Annotated in this window: 10 protein-coding genes; 6 read left to right on the plus strand and 4 right to left on the minus strand. The window is 62.8% G+C overall.

The window, feature by feature from the left end; translation table 11 throughout:
• From HMPREF1546_RS01925 to HMPREF1546_RS01940, 4 genes are all read right to left on the minus strand, one after another.
• A partial coding sequence (locus tag HMPREF1546_RS01925; protein WP_021751630.1) for a sensor histidine kinase KdpD occupies window positions 1-998 on the minus strand: 998 nt, incomplete at its 3' end.
• On the minus strand, window positions 991-1,686 hold the full coding sequence (gene vanR, locus HMPREF1546_RS01930; RefSeq protein WP_021749272.1) for a VanR-ABDEGLN family response regulator transcription factor: 696 nt from the start codon (window positions 1,684-1,686) through the stop codon (window positions 991-993). The genes HMPREF1546_RS01925 and vanR, both read right to left, overlap by 8 nt.
• A gap of 129 nt (window positions 1,687-1,815) precedes the next feature.
• Window positions 1,816-2,463, minus strand: a complete 648-nt coding sequence (locus HMPREF1546_RS01935; RefSeq protein ID WP_021749273.1) for a TrkA family potassium uptake protein — start codon at window positions 2,461-2,463, stop codon at window positions 1,816-1,818.
• Window positions 2,464-2,492: 29 nt separating this feature from the next.
• Window positions 2,493-3,836: a TrkH family potassium uptake protein gene (locus HMPREF1546_RS01940; RefSeq protein WP_021749274.1), complete on the minus strand. Its 1,344-nt coding sequence runs from the start codon at window positions 3,834-3,836 to the stop codon at window positions 2,493-2,495.
• Window positions 3,837-4,122: 286 nt separating this feature from the next.
• Between HMPREF1546_RS01940 and HMPREF1546_RS01945 the strand changes: the two genes are divergently transcribed.
• The 6 genes from HMPREF1546_RS01945 (at window position 4,123) to HMPREF1546_RS01970 (ending at window position 11,016) form a co-directional block, all read left to right on the plus strand.
• Window positions 4,123-4,635 carry a ferritin gene (locus tag HMPREF1546_RS01945; RefSeq protein WP_021749276.1) on the plus strand — a complete coding sequence of 171 codons (513 nt, stop codon included), beginning with the start codon at window positions 4,123-4,125 and terminating at the stop codon, window positions 4,633-4,635.
• 120 nt (window positions 4,636-4,755) lie between these two features.
• On the plus strand, window positions 4,756-5,433 hold the full coding sequence (locus tag HMPREF1546_RS01950) for a response regulator transcription factor (protein WP_021749277.1): 678 nt from the start codon (window positions 4,756-4,758) through the stop codon (window positions 5,431-5,433).
• Between the two features lies 1 nt (window position 5,434).
• A complete protein-coding gene (locus HMPREF1546_RS01955; RefSeq protein ID WP_021749278.1) occupies window positions 5,435-6,358 on the plus strand; it encodes a sensor histidine kinase KdpD in 924 nt (307 codons plus the stop codon).
• Window positions 6,359-6,492: 134 nt separating this feature from the next.
• Window positions 6,493-7,164: an ABC transporter ATP-binding protein gene (locus HMPREF1546_RS01960; RefSeq protein WP_021749279.1), complete on the plus strand. Its 672-nt coding sequence runs from the start codon at window positions 6,493-6,495 to the stop codon at window positions 7,162-7,164.
• Window positions 7,165-7,169: 5 nt separating this feature from the next.
• A complete protein-coding gene (locus HMPREF1546_RS01965) occupies window positions 7,170-9,833 on the plus strand; it encodes an ABC transporter permease (RefSeq protein WP_021749280.1) in 2,664 nt (887 codons plus the stop codon).
• 163 nt (window positions 9,834-9,996) lie between these two features.
• Window positions 9,997-11,016, plus strand: a complete 1,020-nt coding sequence (locus tag HMPREF1546_RS01970) for a Gfo/Idh/MocA family oxidoreductase (RefSeq protein ID WP_036630325.1) — start codon at window positions 9,997-9,999, stop codon at window positions 11,014-11,016.
• Window positions 11,017-11,210: the final 194 nt, after the last annotated feature.

An 11,210-nucleotide genomic window follows, 5' to 3' on the forward strand; every position in this document is an offset into this window, starting at 1 on the left:
GCGCCGGCCGTGCGGGTGGCGCGGGAGCTGTCCAGCCGGAAGAACTGGTCGAAGATGCGCTCCAGCTTCTCCGCCGGAATGGTCCGCCCCTCGTTGGTAAACGTCAGGACCACGGTATCCGCCTCCTGCTGTCCGGTGATCCGGACTGTGGACCCCGGGAAGCTGTAATGGAAGGCGTTGCGCAGCAGGTTATCGAACACCCGGGCCAGCTTGTCCGGGTCGCAGTCGTATGCCAGACGGGGCGGCAGCTCCAGTTCACACCGCAGGTCCTTTTCCGCGAACTGGGGGGCAAACTCACTGGCCACCTGCTCCAGCATCCGGGTCAGGTCCGTAGGCTGCTTCTCCAGCTCCAGATGGGTCAGGCTGAAGCGGGTGATGTCAAAGAACTCATTGATGAGGTCCTCCAGCCGCTCCGCCTTCTCCAGGGCGATGCCGGTATACCGGCTCCGCAGCTCCGGGGAGAGCTGCGGCTCGTCCCGCAGCAGCGTAAGGTAGCCGATGACGCTGGTGAGCGGCGTCTTCAAATCATGGGCCAGATAGACCACCAGATCGTTTTTCCGCTGCTCTGCCTCCCGGGCAGCCCGGGCGTCCCGCAGGGCCCGTTCCCGGACGGCGTTCAGCTGCCCCTCCAGGTCCTCCATGGGCTCCGGCAGCTCAATGGGCTCCTCTCCCGGCTGGGCCAGCTGCTCTGCCGCCGCGGCCAGCGTGTCCACCAGCCGCATGGGGCGGGCAATGAAGGAATAGCTGATAGCCACCCAGCCCAGCAGGATGACCAGCATACACACAAAGACGATGTAATCCCGTACCCAGTTGAGGAACTGGTAGAGCGGCTCCCACGCATACCACGTAAAGGCGCTGCATACCAGATACCCCAGGAAGACCGCCGCCAGCACCACCGTCACCCAGGCCGTCAGCGCCAGCAGATAGAATCCCCAGGTCCGCAGGGCCCGGCGGCGGCCCCGGTCCGACAGCGGGGGCCGTTCTCTTCTCTTATTCAATGGTATACCCCACCCCCCAGACCGTCTTGATGAACTTCGGCTTCCGGCTTGGCTCGTGCATCTTCTCCCGCAGGCGGGCGATGTGGCTCATGACCGTGTTGTTGCTGTCCATGTACTTCTCGCCCCACACCGCCTCAAACAGCTCCTCACTAGGCACCACCTGTCCCCGGTGCTCGCAGAGATACCAGAGAATGGCAAACTCCAGCGGCGTCAGCGCCAGCTCCTCGCCGAAGAGAACGCACTTATGCGTGGTCCTGGAGATCTGCAGCCCCCGGAAGTCATGCTCCGCGGTCTCCCTGGGTTCCGCCGCCTCGCCGGTGTTGTACCGGGTATAGCGCCGCAGCTGGGTCTTCACCCGGGCCACCAGCTCCAGCGGATTAAAGGGCTTGGTAATGTAGTCGTCCGCCCCCAGGGTCAGGCCCATGATCTTGTCCATGTCCTCCACCCGGGCGGTGAGCATGAGGATGGGAAAGAGGTGTTCCTCCCGGATCTTCTGGCACAGGGTAAAGCCGTCCAGGTCCGGGAGCATCACGTCCAGAATGGCCAGGTCCAAATGCTGCCGCGCCACGCAGGTCAGCGCCGCCTCCCCGCTGCCGCACTTGTACACTGTGTAGCCCTCATTTTTCAGGCAGACCTCCACCAGATCCGCAATCGCCGCTTCGTCATCCACCACCAGGATCTCCACCATGCCTTCGCCTCCGCTCTTTTCTTGCGTGATGCATCCATTATACCAGACCCGACAGGGAATGCAAACCGGCCTTTTCCGTCCCGGCGTGAAAAAGGCAGAGCCGCCAACAGACGGCTCCGCCCAGTTGCGTCAAAAGTGCAGGAACTTCTGTACATCCCGGTCCGCGCCCAGAACCAGCATCGTCTCCCCCTCCCGGAAGCAGTAGTCGCCGCCCGGAATGGGAATGAGCTCCTCCCCCCGCTTGGCGGCCAGGATGTTGATATTGTGCCGCTGGCGCACCCCCAGCTGGCCGATGGTCTTGCCCACCCAGGCCGGCGGCACCGCCGTCTCGTAAATGGCGTGGTCCGGCGTCAGCTGGATGTAGTCAAAGATATGGTCGGAGCTGTACCGCACCGCCGCCCAGCTGGCGGTCTCCCGCTCCGGATAAACCACGTCATCCGCGCCGTTGCGCAGCAGAAATTTGGCGTGGACATCCCGTGCCGCCCTGGACAGGACGAAGCGCGCCCCCTGCTCCTTCAGCAGGGCCGTGGTCTCCAGAGAGCTCTGGAAGTCGTCACCAATAGCCACCACGCACAGGTCAAAGTTCCGCACCCCCAGGGAGGCGATGAACGCCTCGCTGGTGCTGTCCCCGATCTGCGCGTGGGTCACCAGGTCCAGCGCGTCGTTGACCCGCTCCTCGTTTTTGTCCACCGCCAGCACCTCGTGGTGCAGCTCCTGAAGCTTGGCGGCCATGTGCCGCCCGAAGCGGCCCAATCCGATCAGCAGTACCGATTTCATCCTCACACGTCCTTTCTCAAGCGTACCGCTCAGCCCACAGTGACCCGCTCCTGGGGCAGCTGCGCCGGGGCGGCGCCGCTGTCCGGCAGGACGGCGTAGATCAGCGTCAGGCCGCCCACGCGGCCAAAGTACATCAAAAAGATCAGAATCAACCGGGAGACGCCGCCCAATCCCGGGGTCACCCCCAGCGTCAGCCCCACGGTCCCGAGGGCGGAGGCGGTTTCAAACAGCGCCGCCTCCAGGGAGATGTCCTCCACGCAGCAGATGGCCATACCGCCCAGCAGAAACAGCCCCAGATACATCATAAGGACCGCGGCGGCGCTGCGCAGTGTCTCCGTGGGGAGGCGGCGGCCGAAGCACTGGAGATCCGCCCGCCGGCGGAACACCGCCCGGGCCGCCAGCACAAATACCGCCAGAGTGGTGACCTTGAATCCGCCGGCTGTGGAGCCGGGGGAGCCACCCACCAGCATCAGCAGCGTAATCAGCAGCCGGGAGGGCTCGCTCAGCTGGGAGAGGTCCAGGGTGTTGTACCCTGCGGTCCGGGGGGTGACCGCCTGAAACAGCGCCCCCTGGACCTTCTCCCCCAGGGTCAGCGTCTGCCACTGGGGCAGCCGGAGCTCATAGAGCAGGAAGAACAGCGCCGGCAGCAGGATCAGTGCCGCAGTCACCGCCAGCACCAGCTTGCTCTGAAGGCAGTAGGCCCGCAGGTGCCACTTGTGCTCCCGCACGTCTCCCCAGGTGAGGAACCCGATGCCGCCCAGGACAATCAGCCCCATCACGGTGAAATTCACCAGTGGGTCCCCCGCATAGCCGGTCAGGGAGACGAAGGGCGTGCCCGCCGCCCCCATCAGGTCGAACCCGGCGTTGCAGAAGGAGGACACCGCATGAAACACCGCGTACCAGAGTCCCCGGAACAGCCCCATCTCCGGGCAGAACCGCAGAGCCAGCAGCAGCGTCCCCGTCCCCTCCAGGACCAGCGTCACCGCCAGAATGAAGCGGGTCCGGCGAACGATGCCCCCCACCTGGGGTGCGGAGATGGACTCCTGCATCACCCACCGCTCCTTCAGCCCGATCCGCCGCCCGGCCAGCATGGAGATGGCCGCCGCCGCGGTCACCACACCCATGCCGCCAATCTGAATCAGCATGAGGATCACCGCCTGGCCGAAGCCGGACCAGTACAGCGCCGTGTCCTGGACCACCAGTCCTGTCACGCAGGTGGCGGAGGTGGCGGTGAACAGCGCGTCGAAAAAGGCGGCGCCCTGCCCGTCCCGGGTGGAGATGGGCAGGGTCAGCAGTAGTGCTCCCGCCAAAATCAGCAGCGCAAAGCCGATCAGGATGATCCGCGCCGGCGCCATGTGGTTTTTTCTGCGCATGAACACAGCGATCCCTCTTTCCGTTTTATCAGAAGCCGCCCGTGGACAGCAGGACCATGATAACACGGATGGGCCCGCCGATCTGTAAAAAGGCGGCCCCTGCCGTTTGGTTCCCGTTAAAGTTTTCCCAAAAAGGGACTTTGCAGCACGCCCATTGTAGCACAGCGCCTCCCGCCCGTCCACCGCTTTTTTCCCGGCTGCCGTTGCATTTTCTGCAGTCCGTGATATAATGGTTAGATAGAACAAACAAGGACGTTTCGTCCGCTGCAGAAAGGAAGCGCATACAATGCTGAACGAAAAAGTATCCCAGCTGTTGAACGATCAGGTGAACAAGGAATTCTACTCTGCGTATCTGTATCTCCAGTTCTCCAATTTCTATGTGGAGCAGGGCCTTGCCGGTTTTGCCAACTGGTACAAGGTCCAGGCCCAGGAGGAGCGGGACCACGCCATGCTGATGCTCCAGTATCTCCAGAACAACGACGTGCCCGTAACGCTGGAGGCCGTTGCCAAGCCGGATGCGGAGCTGAAAGCCAACATGGACCCCCTGAAGGCCGGTCTCGCCCACGAGCAGTATGTCACCTCCCTGATCCACGCCATCTATGAAGCCGCGTACGAGGCCAGGGATTTCCGCACCATGCAGTTTTTGGACTGGTTCGTGAAGGAGCAGGGTGAGGAGGAGACCAACGCCACCGATCTCATCAAGAAGATGGAGCTGTTCGGCTCGGACCCCAAGGGGCTCTATATGCTGGACCAGGAGCTGGCGGCCCGGACCTATGCCGCCCCCTCCCTGACCCTGTGACCCGCGATCCCGCGACCCACGCACGGCGGCCTGTCCGCCGTGCGTTTCTTCTGCCCGCTCTGGACGGCGGCGGCCGCCCGTGGTATACTGGGCGCAGTTTGATCCCAAGGAGGTTCCCCGATGAAAGACCTGCTGATCGTGGAGGATGACCCGACTCTGGGCGAGGGTATCCGCCTGGCCCTCCAGGCGCCGGAGCTCCGCCCCCAGCTCTGCCGGTCCCTGGCGGATGCCGGGGATCTGCTCTCCCGCCGGAGCTTCGACCTGCTGATCCTGGACATCAACCTGCCTGACGGCAATGGACTGGACCTCCTCCGTGCCCTCCGGCGGGAGAGTGAGATTCCCGTAATCCTGTTGACTGCCAATGACCTGGAGACAGACATCGTGGCAGGTCTGGAGCTGGGGGCGGATGACTATATCACCAAGCCCTTCTCTCTGGCGGTGCTGCGGGCCAGGGTGAATACTCAGCTGCGCCGGACCGCCGCCCCCCAGGCGGAACGGGTGCAGCTGGACGGCTTCACCTTCGATTTCGGCCGGATGGAGTTCTCCCGGAACGGCGTTCCGGTGGAGCTCAGCAAGACGGAACAGAAGCTGCTGCGGCTGCTGGTGGAGCACCGGGGCCAAACCCTTACCCGGGCCGCCCTGGTGGACCGGATCTGGACGGACGGGGCGGAGTATGTGGACGAAAACGCCCTCTCCGTCACAGTGAAGCGGCTGCGGGACAAGCTGGAAGACATGCCGTCCAAGCCCCGCTATATCAAGACCGTGTACGGCCTGGGCTACACATGGGCGGTGAACTGACATGACAGTGGAATATACCCTGCTGGCTCTGGCGGTTCCGGCCCTGCTGGCAGCGGCAGGATTCGCCGTCTGGACCCACCTGCGGACCCGCCGGATGCTGGACACTCTGGGCAAGATGCTGGATGACGCCATCCGGGGCGAGTTCCGGGAGTCCCTCTATGACGAGAGCCGCCTCTCCGCCCTGGAGACCCGGATGGCCCACTATCTCTCCGCATCCGCCGTATCGGCCAAAAATCTGGCGGAGGAGAAGGACGCCATCAAGACCCTGATCGGGGACATCTCCCACCAGACCAAGACTCCCATCGCCAACCTCCTGCTGTATGCCCAGCTGCTGGAGGAGCAGGACCTGCCGCCGGAGAGCCGGGAGTATGTCTCCGCTCTGGAGCATCAGGCGGAGAAGCTGCGGTTCCTCATCGACGCGCTGGTCAAAACCTCCCGGCTGGAGAGCGGCGTCCTTGCCATGACGCCCAAGCGTCATGGCATCCAACAGCTGTTGGATACCGCCTCGGCCCAGGCCGCTCCCGGAGCGGAGGCCAAAGCGATCACCCTGACGGTAGAGCCCACGGACCTGACCGCCCGGTTCGACCCCAAGTGGACGGCGGAGGCCCTGTATAATCTGGTGGACAACGCGGTGAAATACACCCCGGCGGGCGGCGCCGTCACCCTCCGGGCCGTGGGGTATGAGCTGTTCTGCCGCGTGGACGTGACGGACACCGGCCCCGGCATCCCGGAGTCCGAGCAGGCCAGGATCTTCCAGCGGTTCTACCGCTCCCCCTCCGCCAGCGAGGCGGAGGGCGTGGGAATCGGCTTGTATCTGGCCCGCCAGATCGCCGCCGGTCAGGGCGGATACCTGAAGGTCAGCAGCCGCCCCGGGGAGGGGAGCACCTTCTCCCTGTTCCTGCCGAGGGCGGAGGAGAGGACGTAGAAGGCGGCGCGTTCCGGCCCGGACATCCCAAATCTTTCAGAACTGTTAGATTTCAGAAAGAATGTGGAAAGATTTCTTTGGTACAGTCTGTATTGTCGAAAGGCAATACAGACTTTTCCTTGGAGGAATGAACAATGACGATCTTGGAAACAAAGGATCTGCGGAAGGTATATGGCTCCGGCGATACGGAGGTCCGGGCCCTGGACGGGGTCGATCTGACCGTGGAAAAGGGCGAATTCGTGGCGGTGGTGGGCACCTCCGGCTCCGGCAAGTCCACCCTGCTCCACATGCTGGGCGGGCTGGACCGCCCCACCGGCGGCACCGTCACGGTGGACGGCAAAGAACTCTCTGCCATGCGCGATGAGGAACTGACCATCTTCCGGCGGCGGAAGATCGGCTTTGTGTTCCAGAACTACAACCTGGTGCCGGTGCTGAACGTGTATGAGAACATCGTCCTGCCCATCCAGCTGGACGGCAACGCGCCGGACAAAGCCTATGTGGAACGGATCATTGAGACGCTGGGGCTGGAGGCAAAGCTCCAAAACCTGCCCAACAACCTCTCCGGCGGCCAGCAGCAGCGGGTGGCCATCGCCCGGGCTCTGGCGGCCAAGCCCGCCATCATCCTGGCGGATGAGCCCACCGGCAACCTGGACTCCGCCACCAGCCTGGACGTGATGGGACTTCTGAAGGTCACTGCCCAGAAGTTCAGCCAGACCATCGTCATGATCACCCACAACGAGGAGCTGGCCCAGATGGCGGACCGGATCATCCGCATCGAGGACGGCCGGATCGTGGTGCGGGGGTGAGCGCCATGATGAAGGTATCCAACGGCAAGACCATCCGCCGTCTGGGCTGGCGGTCCATGAAGGCGGCCAGGACCCGCAACCTCATCGCCGTTCTCGCCATCGCCCTGACCACGGTGCTGTTCACGTCCCTCTTCACCATCGCCATGTCCATCAACGACGGGTTCCAGCAGTCCAACTTCCGTCAGGTGGGCGGCTTCTCCCACGGCGGCTTCAAGTACCTGACGGAGGAACAGTTTAACGATCTGAAGGATGACCCCCTCATCGACCAGTGGGGAATGCGGCGGTTTATCGGAATGCCCACGGAGGTGCCGTTCAACAAATCCCACGTGGAGGTCAGCTACGCCGACGCCAATGAAGCCCACTGGATGTACTGCGACCCGGTGGAGGGCCGTCTGCCCCAGGAGGGCACCGACGAGGCCGCTACCGACACCCACGTGCTGGAGCTGTTGGGGGTGGAGCCGGAGATCGGCGCCAGGTTCACCATCTCCTTTGACGTGGACGGCCATACCACCACCCAGACCTTTACCCTCTGCGGCTGGTGGGAGTATGACGAGGCAATTGTGGCCAACCACATCCTGATTCCGGAGAGCCGGGCGGACGCCATTCTGGACGAGGTGGGAACCGTCCCGCCCGGAGAGGATGGCATGACCGGTTCCTGGAACCTGGATGTGATGCTGAAAAGCGGTTCCCGCCACATTGCGAACGATATCGCTCAAATTCTGGAAAATCACGGCTATCAGGATCAGAGCGCCGGAGCGCCGGATTATATCCACACTGGCGTCAACTGGGGCTATACGGGCGCCCAGCTCAGCGATAATCTGGACCCCTCTGTGGTGATTGCTGTGGCCGCCATGCTGCTGCTCATCATCTTCACCGGCTATCTCATCATCTACAACGTGTTCCAGATCTCCGTCACCAACGATATCCGGTTCTATGGCCTGCTGAAGACCATCGGCACCACGCCCCGGCAGCTGCGGCGGATCATCCGCCAGCAGGCGCTGACGTTGTCCCTGGCGGGCATCCCCCTGGGGCTGGTGCTGGGTTGGTTGATCGGCGGCCAGCTGACGCCGGCCATTGTGTCACAGCTGAACGGCGTGGTGCCCATGACCTCCGTGAGCCCGGTGATCTTCATCGGCGCGGCGCTGTTCTCTCTGGTGACGGTGCTGCTCTCCTGCCGGAAGCCCGGCCGCATCGCTGGCAAGGTCTCTCCCATCGAGGCGGTGCGCTACACCGAAGGCAGCGGCATCAAGCGCAAGACGAAAAAAGGCCGCAGGGGCGTGTCCCTGCTGTCCATGGCCTGGGCCAACCTGGGCCGCAGCCGGGGCAAGACCGCCGTCACCGTCACGTCCCTGTCTCTGGCGGTGGTACTGCTGACAGTGACGGTGAACTTCACCAACGGCTTCGACATGGACAAGTACGTGTCCAACTTCACCGCCAGCGACTTCATCGTGGCGGACGCCGGCCAGTTCCAGACCGGCGGGGACATCTTCAACACGGATATGGGCATCCCCCAGTCCGTCATTGACGAGATCAATGCCCAGGGCGGCATTACCGACGGCGGCGTGATCTACGGCAGGACCTCCATCGTCCAGGAGTTCGTGACGGAGGAGTACTACCGCTCTGTGTGGAGCCGTTGGAACGACGAGGCCACTCTGGACCTCATGGTGAGCGACATGGAACGCACGGAGGACGGCCTGCTGGCGGATGTTGCCCAGCTCTACGGCATGGGTGACTTTGCCCTGGACCATCTGACCGTGCTGGAGGGAGATCTGAACAAGCTCCGGGAGGACGGCGGGCGGTATGTGGCCGCCGTGTACAGCGATGATGATTACGGCAATCCGGAGCTGGACTCCCACTGGGCCCGGCTGGGGGACATCATCACTCTGCGGTATGTGGAGGAGATGGCGTATGTGGACCCGGACACCGGCATCGCCTATTCCAGCGTAGAGGACGTGCCCGCAGGGGCCAGTTATGTGGCGCGTGCGGTGAAATACCGGGACGTGGAATACGAAGTAGCCGCCCTGGTGACGGTGCCCTCCGCCTTCTCCTACCGCTACTACGGCGCGGACGAGTTCATCCTGAATGACCAGACCTTCATGCAGGACAGCGGCACAGACAGCGTGATGTACTACGCCTTTGATACCACCGACGAGGCCAACGGCGCCATGGAGAAGTTCCTGGCAGACTACACGGAGAACGTGAATCCCCAGTTCGACTATGAGAGCAAGGCGCTCTACGCATCGGAGTTCGAGGGGATGCGCTCCATGTTCCAGCTGTGCGGCGGGGCCCTCAGTTTCATCGTGGGGCTGGTGGGCGTGCTGAACTTCTTCAACGCCATCCTCACCGGCATCATCGCCCGCAAGCGGGAGTTCGCCGTGCTCCAGTCCATCGGCATGACCGGCAAGCAGCTCAAGACCATGCTGGTGTATGAGGGGCTGCTCTATGCCCTGGGGGCGGCTGGGATCTCCCTGGTGCTGACCCTGATTTTCGGCCCGGTGGCCTTCAAGGCGGTGGGGAGCATGTTCTGGTTCTTCACCTACCGCCTGACGCTGACCCCGTTCCTGATCGTGGCCCCGGTGTTCGCCCTGCTGGGCGTCCTGGTTCCCCTGGCGGTGTACCGCTCCGTCTCCAAGGCCACCATCGTGGAACGGCTGCGGGAGGTGGACTGATCCCCAGGGACCACTTTCCCGCAAAACAGCGGCACGGCTCTCAAGAGCCGTGCCGCTGTTCAAGTTCTTCGGCAGTATCCAGCTTTCAAGGCAGGTCCCGCTTGTATTTTTGGGGGGATTAGACTATACTGTAAAATTGAAAACCCCAGAGAGAAGGTGCTATATGGAATCTGTTAAAATCGGCTCTGTCGGCCTGGGCCGTCTGGGCTACGAACATGCAAAAAACTTAGCCGCATCCATTCCCGGCTGCGTCCTCCACGCCATCTGTAACGTGGATACCTCCCGTCTCCGGGCGGTGGCAGAGGAATTGGGCGTTCCTCATACTTACACCGATTTTGCCGCCATGTGCGCCGATCCGGAGTTGGACGGCATCGTCATCGTCTCCCCCTCTTTTCTTCATGTGGAGCAGATCAAAATTGCCATGGAGCACGGCAAGCACGTTTTCTGTGAAAAGCCTCTGGGCACCAATGTGGCTCAGTGCAAGGAAGCTGAAAAGGTTGTTGAGGCCCATCCGGAACTGGTGTTCCAACTGGGCTTCATGCGCCGGTTTGACCCCTCCTATGCTGAGGCCAAGCGCCGTGTGGACGCCGGTGAAATCGGCAAAGTGGTGCTGGTCCGCTCCTGCACCCAGGATCCCCGCAGCACCATTGAATCCACACTGAAATTCCTCCCCCACTCTGGCGGCCAGTTCCTGGACATGTGCGTCCACGATCTGGATCTGATCCGCTGGTTCACCGGCTCTAACATCCGTAACGTCTGGGCCATCGGCGGTGTCTTTGAGTTCGACCTCTGTCGGGAACTGCATGATACAGACAATGCCGCCGCCATGGTCCAGTGCGAAAACGGCGCCATGGGCTTTCTCTTTGCCAACCGCACCCATGCAGCAGGCTGCAATGTAGAGACGGAAATCGTCGGAACCCACGGCACGCTGCGCATCGCCCCCGTGGGCGCCCGGAACCTGCTGCAGGTCGTGGATGAGCATGGTGCGCGGCAGGAGTACTATCCGGACTTCATGTCCCGCTGGCACACCGCTTTTCTGGCTGAGATGCAGGCGTTTACGGACCACATCCGTACCGGCACACACCCTGCGGACCTGACGGTCTACGACGGCACCGCCGTATCCGAGGCGGCCTATCGCTGCAAGGAATCCTTTGAGACCGGCAAAATGCTCCCCATCCGCTGAGCCGCACTGCAAAAGTAATACTTCTTCCAACGCAAAAGCAAGAGGATCGTCCCGGAACTCCGGGGGATCCTCCTGCTTTTCAAATGGCATACAGGCCCCGTTATATCTGTCTCTTACCGGCGCCCGCCGCGGAAAGAGCCTCCGCGTCTCCCCCCGCCGCCGCGGAAGGAGCCTCCGCCAAAGCCGCCGCGACG

Source organism: Oscillibacter sp. KLE 1745, assembly GCF_000469445.2.
Lineage (GTDB): Bacteria > Bacillota > Clostridia > Oscillospirales > Oscillospiraceae > Oscillibacter > Oscillibacter welbionis.

What these genes read in the sequence shown, in the direction of transcription:
- vanR (WP_021749272.1), bottom strand. Translation starts at nt 1,686, where the DNA reads ATGGTGGAGATCCTGGTGGTGGATGACGAAGCGGCGATTGCGGATCTG.
- HMPREF1546_RS01940 (WP_021749274.1), bottom strand. Translation starts at nt 3,836, where the DNA reads ATGCGCAGAAAAAACCACATGGCGCCGGCGCGGATCATCCTGATCGGC.
- HMPREF1546_RS01935 (WP_021749273.1), bottom strand. Translation starts at nt 2,463, where the DNA reads ATGAAATCGGTACTGCTGATCGGATTGGGCCGCTTCGGGCGGCACATG.
- HMPREF1546_RS01965 (WP_021749280.1), top strand. Translation starts at nt 7,170, where the DNA reads ATGATGAAGGTATCCAACGGCAAGACCATCCGCCGTCTGGGCTGGCGG.
- HMPREF1546_RS01950 (WP_021749277.1), top strand. Translation starts at nt 4,756, where the DNA reads ATGAAAGACCTGCTGATCGTGGAGGATGACCCGACTCTGGGCGAGGGT.
- HMPREF1546_RS01970 (WP_036630325.1), top strand. Translation starts at nt 9,997, where the DNA reads ATGGAATCTGTTAAAATCGGCTCTGTCGGCCTGGGCCGTCTGGGCTAC.
- HMPREF1546_RS01960 (WP_021749279.1), top strand. Translation starts at nt 6,493, where the DNA reads ATGACGATCTTGGAAACAAAGGATCTGCGGAAGGTATATGGCTCCGGC.
- HMPREF1546_RS01955 (WP_021749278.1), top strand. Translation starts at nt 5,435, where the DNA reads ATGACAGTGGAATATACCCTGCTGGCTCTGGCGGTTCCGGCCCTGCTG.
- HMPREF1546_RS01945 (WP_021749276.1), top strand. Translation starts at nt 4,123, where the DNA reads ATGCTGAACGAAAAAGTATCCCAGCTGTTGAACGATCAGGTGAACAAG.